This window comes from Pseudomonas sp. FEN (assembly GCF_904067045.1).
Classification (GTDB): domain Bacteria; phylum Pseudomonadota; class Gammaproteobacteria; order Pseudomonadales; family Pseudomonadaceae; genus Aquipseudomonas.
Window position 1 is genome coordinate 436,209 of the sequence record NZ_CAJFDC010000036.1, and the last position, 23,454, is coordinate 459,662.

Annotated in this window: 17 protein-coding genes and 2 pseudogenes; 14 read left to right on the top strand and 5 right to left on the bottom strand. The window is 63.1% G+C overall.

The features are described from left to right. Positions 1–17: 17 nt before the first annotated feature. The 11 genes and pseudogenes from PFEN_RS25600 to PFEN_RS25650 all read left to right on the top strand — a co-directional run bounded on the left by PFEN_RS25600 (position 18) and on the right by PFEN_RS25650 (position 13,540). A complete protein-coding gene (locus PFEN_RS25600; RefSeq protein ID WP_191489398.1) occupies positions 18–881 on the top strand; it encodes a LysR family transcriptional regulator in 864 nt (287 codons plus the stop codon). A gap of 297 nt (positions 882–1,178) precedes the next feature. Beyond that, positions 1,179–2,255: a putative 2-aminoethylphosphonate ABC transporter ATP-binding protein gene (locus PFEN_RS25605; protein WP_191489399.1), complete on the top strand. Its 1,077-nt coding sequence runs from the start codon at positions 1,179–1,181 to the stop codon at positions 2,253–2,255. Between the two features lies 1 nt (position 2,256). Continuing rightward, entirely contained in the window at positions 2,257–3,981 is a 1,725-nt protein-coding gene (locus PFEN_RS25610; protein ID WP_412071481.1) for a putative 2-aminoethylphosphonate ABC transporter permease subunit, read from the top strand. 38 nt (positions 3,982–4,019) lie between these two features. Continuing rightward, entirely contained in the window at positions 4,020–5,042 is a 1,023-nt protein-coding gene (locus PFEN_RS25615) for a putative 2-aminoethylphosphonate ABC transporter substrate-binding protein (RefSeq protein WP_191489401.1), read from the top strand. Positions 5,043–5,266: 224 nt separating this feature from the next. After that, the gene (locus PFEN_RS25620) at positions 5,267–6,403 is read left to right on the top strand and encodes a TIGR03364 family FAD-dependent oxidoreductase (protein ID WP_191489402.1); all 1,137 of its coding nucleotides are present in this window, start codon (positions 5,267–5,269) and stop codon (positions 6,401–6,403) included. Next, positions 6,400–6,995 (top strand): annotated as a pseudogene (locus PFEN_RS25625) (phosphonate degradation HD-domain oxygenase). Before PFEN_RS25620 ends, PFEN_RS25625 begins: the two are co-directional and overlap by 4 nt. A gap of 331 nt (positions 6,996–7,326) precedes the next feature. After that, the gene (locus PFEN_RS25630) at positions 7,327–7,479 is read left to right on the top strand and encodes a hypothetical protein (protein WP_191489403.1); all 153 of its coding nucleotides are present in this window, start codon (positions 7,327–7,329) and stop codon (positions 7,477–7,479) included. Positions 7,480–7,705: 226 nt separating this feature from the next. Then, entirely contained in the window at positions 7,706–8,986 is a 1,281-nt protein-coding gene (locus PFEN_RS25635) for an HlyD family secretion protein (RefSeq protein WP_224771072.1), read from the top strand. Beyond that, entirely contained in the window at positions 8,983–11,148 is a 2,166-nt protein-coding gene (locus PFEN_RS25640; protein WP_191489404.1) for a peptidase domain-containing ABC transporter, read from the top strand. Before PFEN_RS25635 ends, PFEN_RS25640 begins: the two co-directional genes overlap by 4 nt. Continuing rightward, entirely contained in the window at positions 11,145–12,155 is a 1,011-nt protein-coding gene (locus PFEN_RS25645; RefSeq protein ID WP_191489405.1) for a hypothetical protein, read from the top strand. The genes PFEN_RS25640 and PFEN_RS25645 overlap by 4 nt, the downstream gene beginning before the upstream one ends. Next, positions 12,152–13,540, top strand: a complete 1,389-nt coding sequence (locus tag PFEN_RS25650) for an efflux transporter outer membrane subunit (protein WP_191489406.1) — start codon at positions 12,152–12,154, stop codon at positions 13,538–13,540. Before PFEN_RS25645 ends, PFEN_RS25650 begins: the two co-directional genes overlap by 4 nt. Before the next feature lie 176 nt (positions 13,541–13,716). Here the strand turns inward: PFEN_RS25650 and PFEN_RS25655 are convergent, their stop codons facing one another. Both PFEN_RS25655 and PFEN_RS25660 read right to left on the bottom strand, forming a co-directional pair. After that, positions 13,717–15,090 carry a DUF3482 domain-containing protein gene (locus tag PFEN_RS25655; RefSeq protein WP_191489407.1) on the bottom strand — a complete coding sequence of 458 codons (1,374 nt, stop codon included), beginning with the start codon at positions 15,088–15,090 and terminating at the stop codon, positions 13,717–13,719. Further along, the gene (locus PFEN_RS25660) at positions 15,083–16,462 is read right to left on the bottom strand and encodes a DUF2868 domain-containing protein (RefSeq protein WP_191489408.1); all 1,380 of its coding nucleotides are present in this window, start codon (positions 16,460–16,462) and stop codon (positions 15,083–15,085) included. Before PFEN_RS25660 ends, PFEN_RS25655 begins: the two co-directional genes overlap by 8 nt. 140 nt (positions 16,463–16,602) lie before the next feature. On the opposite strand from PFEN_RS25660, the gene PFEN_RS25665 reads away from it, so the two are divergent. After that, complete coding sequence (locus PFEN_RS25665) at positions 16,603–17,115, top strand: dihydrofolate reductase (RefSeq protein WP_191489409.1); 513 nt, start codon at positions 16,603–16,605, stop codon at positions 17,113–17,115. 191 nt (positions 17,116–17,306) lie between these two features. Here PFEN_RS25665 and PFEN_RS25670 read toward each other — a convergent pair whose 3' ends face one another. Continuing rightward, positions 17,307–18,698 carry an L-cystine transporter gene (locus tag PFEN_RS25670; protein ID WP_191489410.1) on the bottom strand — a complete coding sequence of 464 codons (1,392 nt, stop codon included), beginning with the start codon at positions 18,696–18,698 and terminating at the stop codon, positions 17,307–17,309. Positions 18,699–18,942: 244 nt separating this feature from the next. Here PFEN_RS25670 and PFEN_RS25675 point away from each other — a divergent pair, with 244 nt between their 5' ends. Next, positions 18,943–19,998, top strand: coding sequence for a haloacid dehalogenase-like hydrolase (locus tag PFEN_RS25675; protein ID WP_191489411.1), 1,056 nt, complete (start codon positions 18,943–18,945; stop codon positions 19,996–19,998). Between the two features lie 417 nt (positions 19,999–20,415). Beyond that, positions 20,416–20,961: a hypothetical protein gene (locus PFEN_RS25680; RefSeq protein ID WP_191489412.1), complete on the top strand. Its 546-nt coding sequence runs from the start codon at positions 20,416–20,418 to the stop codon at positions 20,959–20,961. Positions 20,962–21,128: 167 nt separating this feature from the next. Here PFEN_RS25680 and ilvD read toward each other — a convergent pair whose 3' ends face one another. Next, positions 21,129–22,976: a dihydroxy-acid dehydratase gene (ilvD, locus tag PFEN_RS25685; protein ID WP_191489413.1), complete on the bottom strand. Its 1,848-nt coding sequence runs from the start codon at positions 22,974–22,976 to the stop codon at positions 21,129–21,131. 314 nt (positions 22,977–23,290) lie between these two features. Beyond that, positions 23,291–23,399, bottom strand: a pseudogene (locus PFEN_RS25690) (RlmI/RlmK family 23S rRNA methyltransferase); the annotation flags it as partial. Positions 23,400–23,454 lie beyond the last annotated feature (55 nt).

The window sequence follows — 23,454 nt, forward strand, 5'->3', positions numbered from 1 at the left end:
ACGAATGAGAGGGTGATGTGCTGAGTGCCGAGCTGAAGGCGTTTTACATGGTCGCCCGCCTGGGCAGCATCACCCTGGCGGCGAAAAAGCTCGGGCTCAGCCAGCCCACGGTGACCACTCAGATCCGCCATCTGGAAAGCCAGTATGCGGTTGAGCTCTTCTATCGCGGCGGCCGGCGGCTGAGCCTCAGTGACGACGGTGCGCGCCTGCTGCCAATGGTCAAGACGCTGTTGCAACAGGAAGCCGATATCGAGTTTTTCCTGCGCAATGCCGGGCAGGTGCAGGGCGCTTTGCGGATTGCCGCGACGGCGCCGTATTACATCCTTGACCTGGTGAAGGCCTTTCGCGAGCGTTTGCCGCAGGTGGAGGTGTCGGTGGAGATCGGCAACTCGCAACAGGTGCTGGAGGCGCTGGAGGACTATCGGGTCGATGTCGCGGCATCGTCGCAGTTGCTGGAGGACCCACGGTTGATCCGCCGGGTGCTGGGCAGCGATCCGCTGGTGCTGGCGGTGCATCGCAATCATCCGTTGGCGGTGCATGATCATGTGCCGTTGAGTGCGCTGGCCGGGCACTGCCTGTTGATGCGCGAAGCCGGTTCGACCACCCGGCAGTTGACGGAGGCGTTATTGCGTAATGCGCAAGTCAGTTATGGCCCGTTGCTGGAAATCGGCAGCCGTGAGTCGATTCGCGAGGCGGTGCTGCGCAATATCGGCATCAGCATCATTGCCCGGCAGGAAGTCCCCCACGACCCGCAGCTGCGGGTGCTGACCATCGAGAACGCACCGCAGATTCCCGAGTACCTGTATTGTCTGAAGGAACGCAAGGCGGCGCGCCTGCCGGCGGCGTTTCTGGGGCTGGCGCAGGAAATGGCGCCGGCCTGAACCTTGAAGTAATCCCTGTGGCGAGCGGGCTTGCCCGCGCTGGGGCGCGAAGCGGCCCTAAAGTCAGCGACTTCGCTGTGTCAGGCAGAACGCGGTCACAGGTTTTGCGACTGCTTCGCAGCCGAGAGCGGCGGTGCGGCGTCCTGACAAGCCCGCTCGCCGCAAGTTCGCTCGCCAGCCTGTTACGTAGCCAACCCAAATCCACCAATACCACTATCGGTAGCTTTGGCCTCGTTGCCACATAGCCTACGCATTCGCCCCCTAGCATGACCCTCATCCGCTTGATGAGGTCCGTCCATGAACCACTCGATCGCCAACGCCCTGGCCAACCCCGGCGCCCCACTGAGGGTGCGCGGTGTACGCAAGCGCTTCGGCGCCTTCAGCGCGCTGGAGAACATCTCCCTGGACGTGGCCGCCGGCGAGCTGGTCTGCCTGCTCGGCCCGTCCGGCTGTGGCAAGACCACCTTGCTGCGCTGTATCGCCGGCCTCGAGCACCAGGACGACGGCGAGCTGTTCCTCGGCGAGCGCAATGTGTCCGATCTGCCGCCACAAGCCCGTGACTACGGCATCTTGTTCCAGTCCTATGCGCTTTTCCCGAATCTGACGGTAGAGGCGAATATTGCCTATGGTCTCGCTGGCAATGGCCGCGACGAAACCCGCAAGCGCGTCGGTCAGATGCTGGAACTGGTGGGCCTGCTCGGCAGCGAAAGGAAATACCCCGGGCAACTCTCCGGCGGCCAGCAGCAACGGGTCGCCCTGGCCCGCGCCCTGGCCCCGGCGCCTTCGCTGTTGCTGCTGGACGAGCCGATGTCGGCCCTCGACGCCCGGGTCCGTGAGCATCTGTGTACCGAGCTGCGTCAGCTGCAACGCAACCTCGGCGTGACCACGTTGATGGTCACCCACAATCAGGACGAGGCCATGCTGATGGCCGACCGCATCGCCGTGATGAACAACGGCAAGGTCGAGCAGTACGCCACGCCCCAGGAAATCTATGACAGACCGGCCACGCCGTTCGTTGCCGAGTTCGTCGGCCAGGGCAACTGGCTGCCATTCCAGCGCAGCAGCGTCAGCCATGCACGGGTTGGCGGCATGGATGTGCGCCTGGCCGATGGCAGCGCCCGCGCCGCCTCCGGCCGGCTGTTCTGCCGCCCCGAAGCGATCAATGTCAACCCGCCGGTCCATGAGGAAAACCTGTTCCCGGCGCGGGTTCGCGAAATCACTTTCCTGGGCAATCGCTGCCGCATGAGTTTTGAACTCAACCAATTGCCCGGACACCCGTTGTTGGCCGAAGTCGCTCCGCAGGACATGTCGCGCCTGGGCGCACCGGATATCTGGGTGGCGCTGCCGCCGCGCAGCCTCCAGGTGTTTGCCTGAGATGGCCGCTGCAATCGGCCTGCGCGGGTACCGGCAGTCGAGCCTGAAGCCCACGCGGGTCGGCCTCGGCGACCGCCTGTTCGTGGTCGGCGGCAAGCTGCTCTGGCTCTGCCTGCTGGGCGTGGCGGTGCTGCTGCCACTGTTGGCGATCTTCTGGCGTGGTTTCAGCAGCGAAGCCGGGCAGGGGGGTGGCTGGCTCGCCGCGAAGGAACTGGTGACCAGCGACAACTTTCACTGGCTGCTGGGCAATAGCCTGAAGGTTTCCCTCAGTGTTGCAGCCATCGTCGTGCCGCTGGCTTATCTGTTTGCCTACGCCCTGCAACGAACCCTGATCCCCGCCAAGCCGCTGTGGCGCGCCCTGTCCCTGCTGCCGTTGATGGCACCGTCGATGCTGCCGGGGATCGCGCTGGTCTACCTGTTCGGCAACCAGGGTCTGCTGCGTGACTTGCTGTCGGAGAATATCTACGGTTTCTGGGGCGTGGTCCTCGGCGAAGTCATCTACACCTTTCCTCATGCCTTGATGATCCTGATCTCGGCCTTGTCCCTGGCCGACGCGCGCTTGTTCGACGCCGCGTCGAGCATGGGCGCCGGACCCTGGAAAGCCTTTCGCAGCATCACCTGGCCGGCCAGTCGCCAGGCGCTGTTCGCCGCCTTCTGCCTGGTGTTCACCCTGACCATCACCGATTTCGGCGTACCCGTGGTGGTGGGCGGCGACTATCAGGTGCTGGCGCTCGAAGCCTACAAGGCGGTGGTCGGCCAGCAGCAATTCGGGCGTGGCGCCTTGATCGGCATGATCCTGCTGTTGCCGGCGCTGCTGAGTTTTGCTGTCGATGCCTGGCTGCGGCGCCGTCACGGCGAGGCCATGAGCGGACGGGCCCAGGTGTTCCAGCCGGCACCGTCATGGCGGCGCGATGCCTGCTACCTGGCGATTGTGCTGCTGATCTGCGCGGCCTTGCTGCTGGTGTTCGGCATGGCGGTGTACTCGTCGCTGGTGAAGTTCTGGCCATACAACCTGTCGTTGTCCCTCAGTCACTATGCATTCAACGCGACGACGGGCAGCGGCTGGCTGGCCTACCGCAACAGCCTGACCCTGGCCCTGTGCACGGCGCTGATCGGCAGCGGGCTGATTTTCACCGGGGCCTACCTGATGGAGAAAACCCGTGGCCAGCGCGGCCTGAATCTGGCGTTGCGGGTGCTCGGTTTCGTGCCGATGGCGGTCCCGGGCTTGGTCCTGGGCCTGGGCTATGTGTTCTTCTTCAACCTCAATGGCAACCCGCTGCATGTGTTCTACGGGACCATGACCCTGCTGGTGATCTGCACCATCGCCCATTACCTGACCACTGCGCAGATGACCGCCAGCACCGCCCTGCGCCAGCTCGACAGCGAGTTCGAAGCCGCCGCCCTGTCGCTCAAGACACCACTCTATCGGCATTACCTGCGGGTCACGCTGCCGATCTGTCTGCCGGCGTTGCTGGATATCGTGCGCTATCTGTTCGTCTCGGCGATGACCACGGTGTCGGCGGCGATCTTTCTCTATAGCCCCGACACCATTCTGGCGGCGGTGGCGGTACTGAACATGGACGACGCCGGCAACGTTGGCGGTGCCGCGGCCATGTCGAGCCTGATCCTGTTTACCTCGGTAGCCGTGTCGCTGCTGTTGGCCTGGGCCTCGCGCGGCGTACTGCGTCGCTCCCAGGCCTGGCGGCAGACCGCGCCCGGTCATTGATCTTTGCCCCCCAACCGCACTCCATAAGGAACCGCACCATGTTCAAGCCCCTGGCTCTTGCCGCTGCTGTCCTCACTGCGTTCAGCCTGAATGCCTTTGCCGCGAAAACCGAGCTGACCGTGTACACGGCCCTCGAGTCCGAACAGTTGAGCGCCTACAAGAAAGCCTTCGAGGCGACCTACCCGGACGTGGAGATCAAATGGGTGCGCGACTCCACCGGCATCATCACCGCCAAGCTGCTGGCCGAGAAGGCGCGTCCGCAGGCCGATGTGGTCTGGGGGTTGGCCGCTTCGAGCCTGGCGATCCTTGATCAGCAGGGCATGCTGCAAAGCTACGCTCCCAAGGACCTGGGCAAGATCGGCGGCAACTATCGCGACGCGGCCAACCCGCCGGCCTGGGTCGGCATGGACGTATGGGCGGCGACCATCTGCTTCAACACCGTTGAAGCCGAGAAACAACATCTGAGCAAGCCGGTGAGCTGGCAGGACCTGACCAAGCCCGAGTACAAGGGCAAGATCGTGATGCCGAACCCGGCCTCTTCCGGTACTGGCTTCCTTGATGTCAGCGCCTGGTTGCAGACCTTCGGCCAGAAGCAGGGCTGGCAGTACATGGATGAGCTGCACCAGAACATCGGCCAGTACGTTCACTCCGGCTCCAAGCCGTGCAAGCTGGCGGCCGCGGGTGAGTTCCCGATCGGTATTTCCTTCGAGTATCCGGCGGTGCAGTTGAAGCGCCAGGGCGCGCCGCTGGACATCATCCTGCCGAAAGAAGGTCTGGGCTGGGAAATCGAGGCGACGGCGGTGATCAAGGGCACGCCACATGAAGAGGCGGCGAAGAAGCTGGCGGATTTCTCGGCCAGTCCCGCGGCCATGGAGCTGTACAAGGAAAACTTCGCCGTGCTGGCACAGCCGGGCATTGCCAAGCCGCAGACCGAATTGCCGGCGGACTACGAGCAGCGCCTGATCAAGAACGATTTTGCCTGGGCCTCGAAGAACCGCGACGAAATCCTGACCGAATGGCGCAAGCGCTATGACGGCAAGTCGGAGAAGTTGCCTCAGTAAGTACGTTATCTGGCGGAGCCGTCTCAGGCTGGCTGAGATATGTGGCGAGCGGGCTTGCCCGCGCCGGGCTGCGGGCGGCCCTTAAATCAGCGACCTCGTTGTGTCAGGCAGAACGCGGTCACAGGTTTTGCGACTGCTTCGCAGCCGAGAGCGGCGGTGCGGCGTCCCGACAAGCCCGCTCGCCACAAGCCCGCGCTCGCCGCAAAATCTTCAGGACCCCCTCCATGAAAAACCACTGCGACATCCTTATTGTCGGCGCCGGCATCCTCGGCCTGTCCCACGCCTATGCCGCCGCCCGGCGCGGTCTCAAGGTCACGGTCTTCGAGCGCAGCGCCACGCCCCTGGGCGCTTCGGTGCGCAACTTCGGCCAGGCCCTGGTCACCGGCCAGCCGCCGGGCATCATGTCCGAGCTGGCCCGCGCCAGCCGGGAGATCTGGGCCCAATGGGCACAACAGGCCGGCTTTGCGCTCAAACGCAACGGCTCGTACCTGTTCGCCCGCACTGACGCCGAAGAACATCTGCTCGACGCATTTTGTGCCGGCCGCGCCGAGGAGCAGGGCTATCGCGTCGAGTTACTGCGTGGCGCCGCACTGAACGACCTCTACCGTGGCCGATTCAGCCATCACCGCGCCGCGTTGCACGGCCTCGACGACCAGCAGCTCTACTCGCGCGAGGCGATCCCGACGCTGATCGAATATCTGCGGCGTGAACTGGGCGTGACGTTCCACTTCTCGACCCTGGTGCGCGAGGTCGAGCCCGGCCATGTGCACAGCACCGCCGGGACCTTTCACGGCGCGCGGATCATCGTCTGTTCCGGTCACGATTATCAGACCCTGCTGGCCGAACCCTTCAGCCAGTTGCAGCCGTCCATCTGCCGTCTGCAAATGCTGCGTGCCCGACCCCAGGTCGACTTGAACTTGCAGCACGCGCTGCTCACCGGTCTCAGCTGCGTGCACTACGGCGCCTTTGCCGATTTGCCGGAAGCGGCGGCGATCCAGGCGCAGATCCTGCGTGAAAGCCCGCACCTGCACGAGCACGGTATCCACCTGCTGATCAGCCCGACCCCGTATGGCGAACTGATCATCGGCGACTCCCACCACTACGGCAGCGAGGCGTCGCCGTTCAACGCCGAGCAGGTAGACAACTGTTTGCTGGAGCTGGCCGAGCACACCCTGGGTTGCAAGGTGCGGGTACTGGAACGTTGGCAGGGCGTCTATGGCGCCAGGGGGCCGGGACCGTTCTCCTTCCTTCAGGTCGCACCGGGGCTGAATGCCGCGCTGATGCACACGGGCGTGGGCATGAGTGTCGGCCCGGCCCTGGCCGAAGGCAATATCGCCGGCTTGCTGGGGGAGTCCACATGAAGTCCGTTGAACAGAGGCTGGACGAGGTCTTCGGCCTGTACCGTCAGTTTGGTGATGCCGACTACATCGGCGAGCCGGTGTCCCAGTTGGAACATATGTCCCAGGCCGCGCGGTTGGCGCTGGCCGAAGGTTTCGACGATGAAGTGGTGCTGGCGGCGTTCTTCCACGATATCGGGCACATCTGCCCACCCGGCGCGCAGCCGGCGGGGGATATGGGGGCTATGGCGTGGCCAGTCATGAGCGCCTCGGGGCCGACTACTTGCGCCGGTGCGGTTTCAGCGAGCGGCTGGCGCGGCTGGTGGAGTATCACGTTCAGGCCAAGCGTTTTCTGACGTTGCGCGAGCCCGGGTACTACGAGCGTTTGAGCGAAGCGAGTCGGCGTACCCTGGAGTACCAGGGTGGTGTCATGACGGAAACGCAAGCGCGGGCTTTCGAGCAGGACCCGCTGTGCGCCGTGAGCCTGCGGATGCGCCATTGGGACGAACAGGCCAAGTGCGAGGGAGCGCCAGTGATCGACCTGCAACTGCTGCGCGCCAAGGCGGCGTTGTTGTTGGCCGACACCGCAATCACAGCCACGCCGCCAAACCTGTAGAAGCCTGGCTTGTCGGGACGCCGCATCGCAGCGAAGGGGATCGTGAGGACGCCGAAAGCTTCGTCGGAACGCCGCCCGGACCAAGCCCTGCTCCTACAGGGGAATGCGGTGTGTCTGGACGGGTGGGTGAAAATCCTACGTGCTCATGCGGCTTTGCACCGTTCTCCGGAGACTATTCGGATATAAATAAATATGACCTTGGCCGAAGATGGCACTCGCAGTTCAAGCACGACGCGTCGTTCCGGAGCTGCATGAAAGTTCGATTCGACGGTGATCCCACCGGCCGCTTCGATGCTGTCTTCATCCAATAATAATGCCGAGGTTTACACCTATGCTGGAAGCAACCCAACAAGAAAACACCCTCCAGGAAATGACCCTCGAAGAGACCCAGGACGTTCGCGGTTCCGGGTTCTTCACCGATTTCGGCCCAATCCTCGACAAAGCCGTCGACTGGATCTCCGAAGGTTTGAAGAAAGCCAGCTGATGCCGCTGCCGGGGCGATAGGCATCGCCTGTGCGTGTAGGAGCGAGCTTGCTCGCGATGGACGGCAACGATAACGCGGGGCATCTGAAACCACGCGGCGCCTTTGAGTTCATCGCGAGCAATCGAGCGTCGACCGACTGCTCCTACAAGGTGCTCAGTGTCCTCAAGTCCGTATTCCTTCATCGGCGCAGGCCCTGTCGCGTCGGTTGTCACGCACGAGTTCACCTATGCTTGAGTTGGGCAAGGTCGCGCCACGAGCGGCGCTGGCACCCATGGTCTTCGCCTGGTTCATCTGCCTGTTCTTCGCCGGCGGCCTGGTCTTGTTGTTCATCGGCGACTACGCGAAGAAAGAAGATGTCCCGGGCCGGATCCTCACCCGCGATGTGGTGCGGATCACCAGCGAACGCCCCGCCCATATCCGCGAAGTGCTGGTCGAGGCCGGCGAATCGGTCAGCAAGGACCAGCCCCTGGTACGGATCCGCACCCTGGAGCCGGAAAGCTTCAACGAAGGCAGCGACAAACCCCTTTCCACCCAAAGCGCTGAACGCCTGGGCAGCCTGCTGGAGGATGCCGTTGGTGATGAACGCCAGGCCCGCTTGGCCCACCAGACCCAGAAAAAACTTCTGCAACTGCAGATCGAGCAGTTGCACAAGGATCTGCAACTCACCGCGACGATCAAGCGCTCGATCCAACGGCGAGCCGGTATCGCCCTGGAGAACCGCCAGCGTCATGAGCGCCTGGCGGCCGAAGGCGCGGTGTCCGTGGCGGCGCTGAACGAAGCGATCGTCAAGCACGAGGCGGTGCTCCAGGACCTGGCGAACAACGATCTGGCCCAGGCCAGCGCGCGGCAACGGATACTCGAACTGGAGCAGCGCGGCAGCGAAGCCGATCACACCCTCACCAGCCGTCTCAGTGAACTCGCCCGGCAACGGCATGACTTGCGCGAACGCCTCGAAAACCTCGGCAAGAGCCAGGAATATGTCCTGTTGTCGCCCGTCGAGGGCATGGTCGATGCCGTTTCGGTGTTTCCCGGTGCCCGGGCCCAGGGCGGCCAGCCAATGATGTTGCTGCGCATCAGTCGGGCCTTGCACGAGGCGCCGGTGGTGGTCCTCGATGTCAGTCCGGCCGCCATCGGTTTCGCCAGCGCCGGTACCGAAGTCATCGTGCGCGTCGATGCCTTTCCCTATGAACGCTATGGCGTGATCAAGGGCCAGATCGTCCGTAGTACCGCCAGCACTTACCTTGAGGCTCCACCCGGTGCCAGGACCGATGGCGAGGAGCCGGGACCGACCTATCGGGCCGAAGTGAAACTCGACTTTTCCGACCCGCGCACCAAGATCCGCCAGGACTGGCTCAAGGATGGCATGACCCTCAGCGGTTCCCTGCGCCTGGAGCGCCTGAACCTGATGGAGTGGCTGTTCCTGCCGGTGCTCAGGGGGCTGGCGGGTAATCCGGATTATCTGCCGGGACTGGGGCGGCCGACGCGGCCTTTGGGTGAGTCGGCATGAGCCGGCTCAAACAATCGCTGCGCGAGGCCCTGGGCCGCTCGCGACAGCTGTTCACGCGCGCGGTCCCGGTGATTCTCCAGGACGAAATGTCCGAATGCGGCATGGCCTCGATTGCCATGGTCGCCGGCTATCACGGCAAGGCGCTGACCCTGCGCGAGATGCGCCAACGTTACCGCGTGGCGCGGGACGGCATGTCGTTGTTCCAGGTGATCAAGGTCAGCGAGGAGCTGGGCTTCAGCTGCCGCCCGCTGCGCCTGCAGCTGCATGACGTGCGGCAACTGCGCACGCCGTCGATCCTGTTCTGGAACAACATGCACTTTGTCGTGCTGCAGTCCACCAACCGCCAGGGGCTGCATATCGTCGATCCGGCGGTGGGGCGGCGCTTCTATAGCTGGGAAGAGGCGCTGTCGATGTTCAGCGGCGCGGCGCTGGAAATGCTTCCGGGGCTGGGCTTCACCACCCAGGTCCAGCGGCGGGTGCCCGGCACCTTCGGCCCGCTCGGCGTGCTGCGCAACAACACCTGGTTGCTGCGTTACCTGATGCCCATGGGTCTGCTCTCGGTGGTTGGCTACTTCGGCGCCATCGCCGCGCCCAAGCTGTTTTCCCTGACCATCGATGAGGTGGTGGCGAAGAACGACGAGGATTTCCTGTTTCTGATCCTCTATGTCTTTGGCGGGATCTTTCTGTTCAAGAGCCTCGCCGCCTGGCTGCGGACGGTCCTCGATATGCGTCTGCGCATCGCCTTGAGCCAGGACCTGTCCAGCGGGGTTATCGCCTGGCTGCTGCGGCTGCCGGTGAGTTACTTCGAACGCCGCGCCCCGGGCGATATCCTGCGGCGGACCCAGGCCACCGACAAAGCCTTCGTGCAGTTCACCGCCGGCTGGATGGATATCGCCATCGACCTGGCCTTCGGCATGGTGTTCCTCGTGCTGATGGCCCTGATCAACGCCAAGCTGGCGGCCCTGTCGCTGCTGTTGTGCCTGCTGTTTTTCCTGTTTCGCGGCCTGACCCTGCCGGTGATGGAGAAACACCACAAGACCTCGATCGAAGCCGAGACAGCGCGCAACGTGACCTTGCTCGGCACCCTGGGCAATGTCGAGTCGATGAAACTCTACAACTACGAAGCGGCCAAGCTGGCGAACTGGAGCAACCAGCACACCGACACCGAAATGGCCCGCGCCGGTGTCCAGCGTTTGCAGGCGATGAATCAGGTGGTGCACGAAGGGCTGTCTCACGGCCATTCGCTGTTGGTCAGCGCCCTCGGCGCGCTGGCCGTGCTCCACGGCGAGAACAGCGTCGGCGATCTGTTCGCCTTCGTCCTGTACAAGGACATGTTCATGGGCTGCGCGCTGAAGGTGGTCGACAGCTACATGAATCTGCGGCTGGTGAAGGTCGAGCTCAAGCGGGTCGAGGAAATCGTCGATGAGCCGGTCGAGCGGGTGGAGTCGAGCGTGTACAGCGCCGACCCCCTCGGCCAGCAGCAGCCCTTGCGCTCGATCCAGATCGAGGGCGCGCGCTTTCGCTACAGTTCGTTCGATCGGCCAACCTTCGAGGACCTGAGTTTCAGTCTGGAAGGCCCATGCCGGCGTATCGCGATATTCGGTCCTTCGGGCTGCGGCAAGAGCACCTTCCTGAAAGTGCTCGCTGGTTTTTACCGCCTGGACGCCGGGCGCTTCAGGATCAATGGCCTGGCGATGCGGCATTTTGGTTTGCGCCGCTACCGCCAGAGCGTGGCCTATGTCACCGCTCACGACGAGATCATCGCCGGTACGGTGATCGAGAATATCCTGATGGACAGCGACCCACTGGACGGCACGCGTTTGCAGCGCTGTGTCGAGCAGGCCGGGCTGCTGGAGAGCATCCTGAAACTGAGCAACGGCTTCAACACCTTGCTTGGGCCCATGGGGGTGCAATTGTCCTCGGGCCAGAAGCAACGCTTGCTGATCGCCCGGGCGCTGTATCGGTGCCCGGAGTTGCTGTTGCTCGACGAACCGACTTCCCATCTGGACCCCAGTGCCCGTGACGTGATAATCGAGACTGTGCGCCGCTTGCCGATGCTGTGTGTGATCGTGACCCATGACAAGGCCGTGGCCCAGGCTTGCGATACGGTGTTGCTGATGCACCAGGGGCGTTTGCGACCCTTGAGCGGCGCGGCGCGATGAATCCGTTTCGCCCGGGCTGGCCGATCCGTCGCCGGCTGTTGTGGATACGCCTCAAGGCCGGGCTGCGTGCGCGGTTGATAAAAGGCATGACGCTGATCTTTCGGCTGCGGGCCGCGCACCGTTGCTTGCCGTTGTTGCCGGCCATCCTGCTGCGGCTGCCGTCGGCGTGGCGCGGCCCGGACTACAACGCCTGTCGGCAGAACCTCGAGTTGTTCGGACTGGAACCTCGCGCCTGTCAGCTACTGGCCTGCCGCTACAGCGCCATTCAGTTGCAGTGTGCGATCTACCAGGCGCTTTACCCGCGTAATAATCCCGAACGCTTGCGCGCTTGGATTCGCGCCGTTACCTGGCACGACCCGGAGCAACACTGGTCGCGTACGCGGGTGCGTTCGACAATCATCGTGCTGGCCCACACGGGCGAATACTGGATGGCGGTGGCCTGCATGATCGAGCGCTGTCCGGCTCCGAAGCGTTTTATCATCCCGATCTGGAACTTCAACGACCCGCTGACCCGGCGCTCCCTCCAGAGCCTGGAAGCCTTCGGTCACGCTGTGGATATTCTCGACAGCAACGATCCGAAAACCGCGCTGGCGATTGCCCGGGCGCTCAAGCGTGGCGACCAGGTGCTGATCTTTGCCGACCTGCCGGTGAGTTTCGCCGGGGCGCGCTCCGGCGAGCCGGCGGATGGACGCCTGTTTGGCCGCGCCGCGCAATTCGTCAAGGGGCCGATGTTCCTGGCGGCGAAAATGAAGTGCGATGTGCTGCTGGCGGGGCATCGTGCCCGGCTCGGCGGTTGCGGTGAACTGCATGTGATCCAGTGGATCGGCAGGGCCGCCGCCTCGGATATGCGGGCGCAATGGGCGCGGGCGATGGAATCGTTCATTGTCGAGGCTCCCGAGCACTGGTTCTACTTGTCACGCTTGGAAGCCTTCTATCAGCGACAAAAGACCTCCGGCGAGAAAGCCTCTGGACTGCCTGGGCTTCTGCAGCGGCGGGGGATCGGATGAAGGTGGGCTGTCCGGGACTGATGCTGGTTGTCCAGCTATTGGCCGGATGTTCGTTTATTCCCGACTACCAGCGGCCGTCGCCAACGGTGGCCGAGCACTGGCGTGACGCGGGGACGCAGGGCGACGCCGGGTCGTTACCGGACTGGCGCGAGGTCTTTCTCGACCCCGAGCTGCAAGCGCTGATCGCGCTGGCGCGGACGCATAACCGTGATCTGCAGGTTGCCGTCCTGCGTATTGATGAGGCGCGAGCGTTGTATGGGATTTCCGCTGCCGATCAATGGCCCGGCGGGGGCGTCGATGGCTCGGTACAGCGGCAGAAGATTTCCGCAGCGGACTCGCCCACCCGCAAGTCGGTGATCCACGAACAGGGGCAGTTCAGGTTGGGGGTCACTGCCTTTGAACTGGATCTCTGGGGCCGGGTCCGGGCGTTGAAAGCCGAAGCCGGGCAACGTCTGGTGGCCCGCGAGGAAGATGCCCTGAGCGTGCAGATCAGCTTGGTCGGCGAGGTCGCGACGGCTTACTACGAACATCGTGCTTATCTTGAATTGCACCGGCAGAACCGCCAGTTGCTGGAGCGGGCGGGCGAGTCGAAGCGTCTGATCGGCCGCCGCCAGGAGCTGGGATTGGCGAGCGAGCTGGAGTTGCGTCAGGCCGATACGCTGGCTCTGACGCTGGAGGCCGAGCTGGCCGACGCGGCCCGACAACAGAGCTTGGCCCTGAACCGTCTGGAGTTGCTGGTAGGGACGACGATTGACCCCGCGCGGCTTTCCTCCGGGGAGTGGCGCGAAGGGCCGCAGTTGCCGGAGATTACTCCGGGCCTGCCTTCCGAGCTGCTGGTGCGGCGCCCGGATATTCGCGCCGCCGAGGCTCGGCTCAAGGCCTTCAATGCCAATATCGGCGCGGCCCGGGCGGCCTTTCTGCCGAGCATTTCCCTGACCGGTTTCTTTGGTGTCAGCAGTCCGCAGCTGAGCGAGCTGTTTTCCGGGCAAGCCAAGGGCTGGTCCTTTACCCCCGCCGTGACTTTGCCGCTGTTCGATATGGGCCGACGTTTCGTGCAGCTCGAGCTGTCCAAGGTGCAGCGTGAGATTGCCGTGGTCGAGTACCAACGTTCGATCCAGCAGGCCTTTCGTGAAGTGGCCGATGCCTTGGCTTCGAACGAGCCGCTTAATCGGCAGTTCAATGCACAGCAACGGTTGGTGCAGAACGAATCGCGCCGCGTCGAGCTGGCGCAGTTGCTCTATCAGGATGGACTGAACAGCTACCTCGAAGTCCTCGATGCCCAGCGTGGCCTGAGCACGGCGCGGCAAGCGCTGATCAGGACCCGCTTGTTGCAGGTGAGCAATCGTATCTCGCTGTACAAGAGCCTGGGCGGCGGCTGGTCCTGAGCGGTGCCATGATTCGTCGATTCCCATGGCTTTCAAGAGCGGGCGCGGTTTCGCACTCAAGGCCAGGAATCCTGGTCTGCCGACCACACGCGGCAGCACCCTGAAAGGGAGCGGGGACGCCGAGAAACCAGATCCTGATCTACGGGGGCTGTGCTCGCTCTTAACTGATCGCCTGGTCAGGTTTCAGCCAGACGATCCAGTAATAGATCGATCTGTTCCTGGCGTTCTGGCTGGCTCAATCGGGGGTGAGTGTTGAGCGACGACCACTGCGGATGCGCCCGGGCCTTGTGCAGGGCCTCGGGCAACTTGCCTTCACGCCAGCTGGTATCCACCGGCATCGCCATCTGGATACTGTCCATCGCCGCATGCCCTCGTGCTTCCAGGGCTTGCAGCAGTTGTCGTTGGCGCAGCGCCAGCAGGCGCAGCACGCTGTCGTCGACAGTCAGTTCCCGTTGGCCCTTGAGTTTGCCCAGCAGGCGGCTGCCATAGCTGCGGGCGGTTTGCAGGGCACCGCCGGCGATTGCTCCAGCGAGGGCGGCCGCGCCGAGGGTCAGGCCACCCACCAGCAGGTCGATACCGGCACCCGCTGCCGCTCCGGCGGCAATTCCGCCGCCGACCTTTACCCCCAGTTGTTTGAGGGTCTCCGGGTTGAACAGGTCGTCGCCCCAGCGACCGTCCAGCAGCGGCAGGTCGCTGGCCGCCGCATCGCCGGGGCGGAAGGCATAGAGTTTGAGCAAGGCTTCGACACAGCGTTGCTCCCGCTGGCGTACGGCCTGGCGCAATTCACCGATGGCGCGGGTTTGCGCGTCGGCTACGCTGATCACGCTGCGCCGACAGGCCGCGCAGTCGATCAGCAGTTCGGCGATCAGGCGGTTGGCGCTTTGCCGACGAGCCCGGCGCTGGGCCTCCAGGTCGAGGACCAGGCGTTCCAGTTGCGCGCGCGCGCCTTCCAGTAGCAAGGCCAGGCTTTCATACAGGCGCCGCTCACCGTCTTCCGGCGGGGCCACGCTGTCGAACCGCACCAGCGCATGCAAGCCCAGGCGAGCCAGGGCCTCACGCCACTCCGGCTCGCGCTGTTCGGCGCTGCTGACGAAGTTGAGCACCGGCAGCAACGGTTTGCCGCAACTGGCGAGTACGCTCAGTTCATCGCGGTATTTGGCCAGCACCGGCTCGCGGGCATCGATCACATAGAGCCCGGCGTCCGAGGCCAGCAACTGGCGCAGCACCTTGGCTTCCTGCTCGAAGCGCTGGCGCGCCTCGCTACCGTCGAGAAAGCGCGCGACACGGGCCGGACCGTCGAGACGTTCACCGGGGCGATCCAGGCGTTCGAGGTAGTCGAGCAGGGCGATGGCGTCTTCCAGGCCGGGGGTGTCGTAGAGCTCGAGCAGGGCTTCGCCGTCCACCGACAACCGTGCGCCTTCCACGTGCCGGGTGGTACTGGGGCGGTGGGAGACTTCGCCGAAGCCGATATCCCGGGTGAGGGTGCGCAGCAGCGAGGTCTTGCCGACATTGGTATGGCCGACCACGGCCAGTTTCAGGGCTTTAGTCATGGCCGCTCTCCAGCCAGTTCAACGGGGCGCTGTCAGCGAAGGGCAGTTCCAGCTGTCGCAGGGCGCTGTGCCAGTCGCCGAGGCGGTCGGCATCCAGGGCCTGGCCGGGTGGCGCTTGCAGCAGCCAGACCCGGGTTGCGCCGGCGCTGCGGGCCAGTTCGGCGATCAGCCCGAGGCTGCCACGGTCCGGCGAGCGTCGCGGGTCGCAGGCGATTGCCAGACGTGCCGGCGGGAAGCGGGTCAATTGTTCGAGAAGTTTGTGTCGTGACTCGCGGCTATCGAGGATGCCGGCGTCCCTCACGGTTTTCGGCAAGGTCGGCGGCCAGGGGCGTTGGCTGTCCAGCTCGATGGCCACCAGCAGGGCGCCTTCGCTCTCCGGCGGTGTGCTCCCAGCCTCGGCGTTGGGCAGCGCATCGGGCGCTGCGTCGCTGACCCCCAGGCGTTCGCTGCTGGGCATCAGCCGTTCGCGCAGTTGCGCGTAGCCGGGCAGGTTGAGGTCCAGCGCCAGGGACCGGCTGCCGACACGCCAGCGCCATAGGCAAAAAGCCGCCAGCAGCAGGCGCGGCAACACGCCATAGACCACCAGCACCCCCACCAGCCAGGTGGCCCAGGCGTGCCGGGCGGCCTCCAGGTTCAGCGCGGTATTGCCGCTGGCCCGGATCATGTCGGCATCGGGCAGGCTGAAGCCCAGCAGCGCGGGCAGGGCGCCGAGGGCCTGGGTCGCCGCGACAAAGGTATCGCCGCGCAGCAGGGTGGTTTCCCAGACAAAGCCGTAGCGCCGGGTCGACATCAACATCAGCAGCAGGACCAGGGCACTGAGCATGGCCAGCAACCAGAGGCCGTGAACCACGGTGCCGATGGCCCAGCGATTGAGGCGTCGGCGTTGCAGCATCAGCAGCAGCGCCGGTGCCAGTTGCGCGGCCTGGGCATCGCGCGCGAGCTTTTCGCTGAGCCACAGCCAGAGACGGCCGAAGCTGGCCGCGTGTTCGCCGGCGAAGGCCAGGCCCAGGGCCCAGCTCAGCAGCAACAGCAGGTTCAGGCCGAGCAGGCTGCCCAGGGCCCAGAACACATTGACCGCTGCCTGGCCGTTGCCCAGGGCGGCGAAGGCCATGCCGGCGCCGCTGACAATCACCACCAGCGCCAGGACCAGCAACGCCAGTCGCGCGCCTTGCAACCAATGGCGCAAGGCACTGAACAGACCGTCGCGTTCGGCCAGCCAGAGGGCGCGGTGCTGGATCCGGGTCGGCAGGTCGCCCCCCGCGGCCCGGGCGCGGCGATTGGCTTCGAGGTCGTCCAGTGGACCTGCCTGCTCTTCGCGCAGGCGCACCGTCTCGGTCAACCAGAGGCGGTGCAGGGGAGTCGGTTCAGTCACGCGGGGTCCTGGGGTCAAGTGAGCTGGAAGCATAACCGCTGTGGCGGGTAGCTGCATCCCGCTGTCCGCCGCGGCAAGGTGGGGTTAATTTTGTCGGCGTATGTCCGAGTCGGCCCATGGGCTCTGGTATCCTCGGCGACATGAACAGAACTCTCCCTTTAAGCCTGATCGCGGCCCTCGGTGAAAACCGCGTGATCGGCGTCGACAACAGCATGCCCTGGCATTTGCCGGCGGATTTCAAATACTTCAAGGCCACGACCCTCGGCAAGCCGATCATCATGGGGCGCAAGACCTGGGATTCACTGGGGCGGCCATTGCCGGGCCGGCTGAACCTGGTGGTCAGTCGCCAGGCCGGTTTGCAGCTGGACGGCGCGGAGGTTTTTCCATCGCTGGAGGCGGCGCTGGTGCGCGCTGAACAGTGGGCGCTGGAGCAGGGTGCGAGCGAGCTGATGCTGATCGGCGGGGCGCAGTTGTATGCCCAGGGCCTGGCGCAGGCGGATCGGCTGTACCTGACCCGCGTGGCGTTGAGTCCGGAAGGTGATGCCTGGTTTCCGCAGATTGATGAGAACCAGTGGACGCTGGTATCGGATGAGCCGCACCCGGCGGCGGATGGCAAGCCGGCGTTCAGTTTCGAAGTCTGGGAAAAACGCTAAAAGCTTCGCGGGCAAGCCCGTCAGTCAAGACCGAACACGATACTTGTGGCGAGCGGGCTTGCCCGCGCTAGGGCGCGAAGCACCCTTGAAACCGGTGACCTCATTGTGTCAGGCAGAACGCAGTCACAGGTTTTGCGACTGCTGCGCAGCCGAGCGCGGGCAAGCCCGCTCGCCACAAATCCTGGCCAGGCTCAAGCCTGCGCCAGTTCCCCATGCTCTTCAGCCTCCAGCAGCGCCTTGTCGGTCTGCTGCATGAGCTGGCTGGAGATCGCCCCGGCGGTGATCGAACCGCTGACGTTCAGCGCCGTGCGCCCCATGTCGATCAACGGCTCCACGGAAATCAGCAGTGCCACCAGCGAGACCGGCAAGCCCATCGCCGGCAGTACGATCAGCGCGGCGAACGTCGCCCCGCCACCGACCCCGGCCACCCCGGCCGAACTCAAGGTCACAATCGCCACCAACGTCGCAATCCACAGCGGATCCAGCGGGTTGATCCCCACCGTCGGCGCAACCATCACCGCCAGCATCGCCGGATAGAGCCCGGCACAACCGTTCTGGCCGATGGTCGCGCCAAACGACGCGGCAAAGCTGGCAATCGACTGGGGAATCCCCAAGCGCCGGGTCTGGGCTTCGATACTCAACGGAATGCTCGCCGCGCTGGAGCGGCTGGTGAAGGCAAAGGTCAGCACCGGCCAGATCTTGCGGAAGAACCGTATCGGGTTGATCCCGGCCAGCGACACCAGCAGCCCGTGGACCACGAACATCAGGCCCAGGCCGATATACGACACCACCACGAAACTGCCCAGCTTGATGATGTCCTGCAGGTTGGAGCCGGCGACCACCTTGGTCATCAGCGCCAGTACGCCGTAAGGCGTGAGCTTCATCACCAGGCGCACCAGGCGCGTGACCCAGGCTTGCAGGGTATCGATGGCGCTCACCACCTTCTGGCCTTTCTCGGCGTCATCCTTGAGCAGTTGCAGCGCGGCCACGCCCATGAACGCGGCAAAGATCACCACGCTGATGATCGAGGTCGGCTTGGCCCGCGCCAGGTCGGCAAAGGGGTTCTGCGGAATGAACGAGAGCAGCAGTTGCGGCACATTCAGGTCGGCGACCTTGCCCGCGTAATCGCTCTGGATCACTTGCAGGCGCGCCATTTCCTGGGTGCCGGCGACCAGACCCTCGGCGGTCAGGCCGAACAGGTTGGTCAGGCCGATACCGATCAGCGCGGCGATGGCCGTGGTGAACAGCAGTGTGCCGATGGTCAGGAAGCTGATCTTGCCCAGGGACGTGGCGTTATGCAGCCGGGCCACGGCGCTGAGGATCGAGGCGAACACCAGCGGGATCACGATCATCTGCAGCAACTGCACGTAGCCGTTGCCCACCAGATCGAACCAGCCGATGGAGGCTTTGAGCACCGGATGGCCGGCACCGTAGATGCCGTGCAGGGCGACCCCGAAGAGCACCCCCAGGACCAGGGCGAGCAGGACTTTTTTCGCCAGGCTGAAGGTGGTGCGGCGGGTTTGGGCCAGGCCCAGCAGCAGGGCAAGGAATACCAGCAGGTTGAGAATCAGCGGCAGATTCATTGAAGCTCCGAAAAAACGATAGGTGCCAATCACCCTAGTCGGCAATTGTCAGCCGGCAAGCCTAACAGCTTGATATATATGAATTTAATAACAATATGGAATGGCTTCTGTCGTTTTTGGAATAAGCCGCTGGCGCTCGGGCGCATGCGGGTGACGTGATCGGAACACCGGGGGTCGTGCGTGGATGAGAACTGTCATACGCATTTGGTAGCGTGAATCGCTTTCATTCAGGGAGAAGTCAACGATGAAGTTCGCACCCACGATCCTCGCTACCGCTCTGTGCCTGGGCCTTGCCGGCCAGGCGTTCGCCACCGAGTTGAAGCATTGGCCAGAGGCTCAGGCCAAGCAGTTGGATGCGATGATCGCCGCCAATGCCAACAAGGGTAACTTCGCGGTGTTCGACATGGACAACACCAGTTACCGCTATGACCTGGAAGAGTCCCTGTTGCCGTATCTGGAAAACAAGGGCCTGATCACCCGCGAGACCCTTGATCCGTCCCTGAAGCTGATTCCGTTCAAGGACACCGCCGAGCACAAGGAAAGCCTGTTCAGTTACTACTACCGCCTGTGCGAAGTCGACGACATGGTTTGCTACCCATGGGTGGCACAGGTGTTCTCCGGTTTTACCCTTAAACAACTCAAGGGGTATGTCGACGAGATGATGGCGTCGGGCAAGCCGGTGCCGAGCACCTATTACGACGGCGATGTGGTGAAACACATCGACGTCCCGCCGCCGAAGGTCTTCACCGGTCAGGCCGAGCTGTACAACAAGCTGATGGAGAACGGCATCGAGGTCTACGTGATGACTGCGGCGTCGGAGGAGCTGGTGCGCATGGTCGCGGCGGATCCCAAGTACGGTTATAACGTCAAGCCACAGAATGTGATCGGCGTGAGCACCTTGCTCAAGGATCGCAAGACCGGCGAGCTGACCACCGCGCGTAAGCAGATCAGCGCCGGCAAGTATGACGAGAAGGCCAACCTCGACCTGGAGCTGACCCCCTACCTGTGGACCCCGGCGACCTGGATGGCCGGCAAGCAGGCCGCCATCCTGACCTATATCGACCAGTGGAAGAAACCGGTGTTGGTGGGCGGCGATACTCCGAGCAGCGATGGCTACATGCTGTTCCACAGTGTCGATGTGGCCAAGGGTGGCGTACACCTGTGGGTCAACCGCAAGGACAAGTACATGACCCAACTCAACGGCATGATGAAAAGCAATGCCGAGGCGCAGGCGAAAGAAGGCCTGGCGGTGACGGCGGACAAGAACTGGGTGATCGTCAAACCGGAGGACATTCAGTAAGACCGGATTGAATGCAGCGCGAGCACGCTTGTTCCTGGCGTATGGGTGTCGTACTTATTGTTTGTACCTGACCGAGATACCGTAGGAGTGAGTGGGCTCGCGCTGACCTCGAAGAGGTCATGATTCGTTTCATTTTTTCTCCCTTCGCGGCAATGATCAGTTTTCAGGGGCGGCGCTGATGACTTGATGTTTTGCCGGTTGGCGATCAGATTATTCTTATAAATGTATGGTAGTAATTTTTCATGTGTCGCACCTGGAAAGTCCTTAAGTGTCGCCTGCAGGTTGTGTATTATTTTTTTTGCAGGCGCGGGTGTGCATGATTGATTCTTGAACAGTGCAAAATGTATTGAGTGCTTTTCGGTGAGTTTTTAGCACGGATGCCTGTGTTTTGGAAAGCAAAGGAAGTGGAGGGAAAGAATGAACATAACAAACGCTATTTTGCGAGAGAAGCGAATATTAGGGCGAATGATTAATGGAAAGAAGTTGCCGGCTTTCACTTATCGCTGGGACTCCAGAGACCCACGGCTCATTCGTGCCATCGGCTTTAAACCGTGGTCTCAACAGGGATGCCTTACGCTCGTTGAACATGTGCGAAATATTCATTTGAACGGCACCAATGCCGGACGCTTGGCGAAATTTGACAGTCAGTTTGTTTCGACGGGGGGATATGGGATGCTCAAAAAGCTTGATCCCGTGTTTGCCCAGCAAGTCCTCAATACGAATCTTTATAGAATTAATACCGAGATTGCCAGTGCGACGGGTAAGTTTTGGGATGTCAATGAGTTTTTCGATAAGGCTAATATTATCCGGCCCTATCCAGGCCAGAGAGAATGGGCAAAAGAGGGTGGCATTCCACCTCGTGCGGTCGTGGAATACATGACGGGGAAGGTATTTGTCGAACAATATGATTTTGTAACGGGTGCTCCTGATGAGCAGAAGCTGGAGGGATGGAGAAGGCTTTAGTGTCTGGTCGATTTTCTGTAGGGCTAGTTTTCAACAGTCAGAACGTTATTAGGGGCGACCAGGCTTTATTTAATAAACCGATCTGTTCAGTTGGAGTGGGGCTCTAAATACATAGCTGGTTTATAAGAGCCCGGTACTCAGACCGGGCTCTTGGGTGGGCATGACTTTTAAGGCACCAGCTTGTCCAGCATTGCCTTGTCGCGTACCGCGCCCTTGTCGGCACTGGTGGCGAGCAACGCGTAAGCCTTCAAGGCGGTGGTCACTTTGCGTGGACGCACTTCCACCGGCTTCCAGCCTTTCTTGTCCTGCTCGGCGCGGCGAGTCGCCAGCTCTTCGTCGCTGACCAACAGGTTGATCGAGCGATTCGGAATGTCGATCAGCACCTTGTCGCCGTCCCGGACCAGTCCGATAGCGCCACCGGCGGCCGCTTCCGGAGAAGCATGGCCGATGGACAGACCCGAGGTCCCGCCGGAGAAACGCCCGTCGGTCAGCAGGGCGCAGGCTTTGCCCAGGCCCTTGGATTTCAGGTAGGAGGTCGGGTAGAGCATTTCCTGCATGCCTGGGCCGCCTTTCGGACCTTCGTAGCGGATGATCACGATGTCGCCGGCCTGCACTTCGTCGGCGAGGATGCCGCGCACGGCGCTGTCCTGGCTTTCGAAGATTTTCGCGTTACCTTCGAACACGTGGATCGACTCGTCGACGCCAGCGGTTTTCACCACGCAGCCGTCCAGGGCGATGTTGCCGTACAGCACGGCCAGGCCGCCTTCTTTCGAATAGGCGTGCTCGACACTGCGGATGCAGCCGTTTTCACGGTCGTCGTCGAGGGTGTCCCAGCGGGTCGACTGGCTGAACGCGGTCTGGGTCGGGATCCCGGCGGGGCCGGCCTTGAAGAAGGTGTGTACCGTTTCGTCAGTGGTCTGGGTGATATCCCACTTGGCGATACCCTCGGCCAGGGTCTTGCTGTGCACGGTCGGCAGGTCGGTGTGCAGCAGGCCGCCACGGGCCAGCTCGCCAAGGATGCTGAAGATCCCGCCGGCGCGGTGCACGTCTTCCATGTGGTACTTCTGGATGTTCGGCGCAACCTTGCACAGCTGTGGCACATGACGGGACAGGCGGTCGATATCGCGCAGGTCGAAATCGATCTCGGCTTCCTGGGCGGCGGCCAGCAGGTGCAGGATGGTGTTGGTGGAACCGCCCATGGCGATGTCCAGGGTCATGGCGTTCTCGAACGCCTTGATATTGGCGATATTGCGCGGCAGCACCGAGTCATCGTTGTCGCCATAGTGACGTTGGCACAGCTCGACGATGGTGCGACCGGCCTGGAGGAACAACTGCTCGCGGTCCGCGTGGGTCGCCAGGGTCGAACCGTTGCCCGGCAGGGCCAGGCCCAAGGCTTCGGTGAGGCAGTTCATCGAGTTGGCGGTGAACATGCCGGAGCACGAACCGCAGGTCGGGCAGGCGCTGCGCTCGTACTCGGCGACCTTCTCGTCGGAGGCGCTGGAGTCGGCGGCGATGACCATGGCGTCCACCAGGTCGAGGCCGTGGGCGGCCAGTTTGGTCTTGCCGGCTTCCATCGGGCCGCCGGAGACGAAGATCACCGGGATGTTCAGGCGCAGGGCGGCCATCAGCATGCCGGGGGTGATCTTGTCGCAGTTGGAGATGCAGACGATGGCATCGGCGCAGTGGGCGTTGACCATGTACTCGACGGAGTCGGCGATGATCTCGCGGCTCGGCAACGAATAGAGCATGCCATCGTGGCCCATGGCGATGCCGTCATCCACGGCGATGGTGTTGAATTCCTTGGCCACGCCGCCGGCGCGTTCGATTTCGCGGGCGACCAGTTGGCCCATGTCCTTGAGGTGGACATGGCCGGGCACGAACTGGGTGAAGGAATTGGCGACGGCGATGATCGGTTTCTTGAAGTCGGCGTCTTTCATCCCCGTGGCCCGCCAGAGGGCGCGGGCGCCGGCCATGTTGCGGCCGTGGGTGGATGTTTTCGAGCGGTAATCAGGCATGGAGCACTCCGGGCGGCTAATCAGGTACATAAAGGGAAGTGAGCTTCCATGGGCCTCTGGCGCACACCGAAAATAGCCGGGTGCCCGAAAGCTGCCGTTGGCCTCGCGGGATCACCGCGCGCCTGGGCCTGAGCTCATAAACCCGCCGGGGGATGACTGGCGATGAATAGGCTGATTCTACACGGGTCGTGGGCGGAAGGAATGGCGGCAAGTGTTGTGTCGGGGTTGACGAAGTGTGTGGCGTGACGACTGGCGGTTTTCCAGGCAGGCACACTCCCTGTAGGCGCGAGCTGGGGCCGGCTAAAGGCGGGGCCTTAGCTGTTAGGCAACAACCGGCAAGTAATTGATATAGCGCGTTTCCGGGATCGCCGGGTGTACCGGATGGTCCGGGCCCTGGCCGCCGCGTTCCAGTAGCTGGAAATGGGCGCAGTTGCTGAGGCTGGGATTATGGAGTGCGAAGGATGACGACTGGGATCGT

Coding starts and splice junctions, on each gene's coding strand:
- PFEN_RS25605 (WP_191489399.1), top strand. CDS start 1,179: ATGAACCACTCGATCGCCAACGCCCTGGCCAACCCCGGCGCCCCACTG.
- PFEN_RS25610 (WP_412071481.1), top strand. CDS start 2,257: ATGGCCGCTGCAATCGGCCTGCGCGGGTACCGGCAGTCGAGCCTGAAG.
- PFEN_RS25615 (WP_191489401.1), top strand. CDS start 4,020: ATGTTCAAGCCCCTGGCTCTTGCCGCTGCTGTCCTCACTGCGTTCAGC.
- PFEN_RS25620 (WP_191489402.1), top strand. CDS start 5,267: ATGAAAAACCACTGCGACATCCTTATTGTCGGCGCCGGCATCCTCGGC.
- PFEN_RS25630 (WP_191489403.1), top strand. CDS start 7,327: ATGCTGGAAGCAACCCAACAAGAAAACACCCTCCAGGAAATGACCCTC.
- PFEN_RS25635 (WP_224771072.1), top strand. CDS start 7,706: ATGCTTGAGTTGGGCAAGGTCGCGCCACGAGCGGCGCTGGCACCCATG.
- PFEN_RS25640 (WP_191489404.1), top strand. CDS start 8,983: ATGAGCCGGCTCAAACAATCGCTGCGCGAGGCCCTGGGCCGCTCGCGA.
- PFEN_RS25645 (WP_191489405.1), top strand. CDS start 11,145: ATGAATCCGTTTCGCCCGGGCTGGCCGATCCGTCGCCGGCTGTTGTGG.
- PFEN_RS25650 (WP_191489406.1), top strand. CDS start 12,152: ATGAAGGTGGGCTGTCCGGGACTGATGCTGGTTGTCCAGCTATTGGCC.
- PFEN_RS25655 (WP_191489407.1), bottom strand. CDS start 15,090: ATGACTAAAGCCCTGAAACTGGCCGTGGTCGGCCATACCAATGTCGGC.
- PFEN_RS25665 (WP_191489409.1), top strand. CDS start 16,603: ATGAACAGAACTCTCCCTTTAAGCCTGATCGCGGCCCTCGGTGAAAAC.
- PFEN_RS25670 (WP_191489410.1), bottom strand. CDS start 18,698: ATGAATCTGCCGCTGATTCTCAACCTGCTGGTATTCCTTGCCCTGCTG.
- PFEN_RS25675 (WP_191489411.1), top strand. CDS start 18,943: ATGAAGTTCGCACCCACGATCCTCGCTACCGCTCTGTGCCTGGGCCTT.
- PFEN_RS25680 (WP_191489412.1), top strand. CDS start 20,416: ATGAACATAACAAACGCTATTTTGCGAGAGAAGCGAATATTAGGGCGA.
- ilvD (WP_191489413.1), bottom strand. CDS start 22,976: ATGCCTGATTACCGCTCGAAAACATCCACCCACGGCCGCAACATGGCC.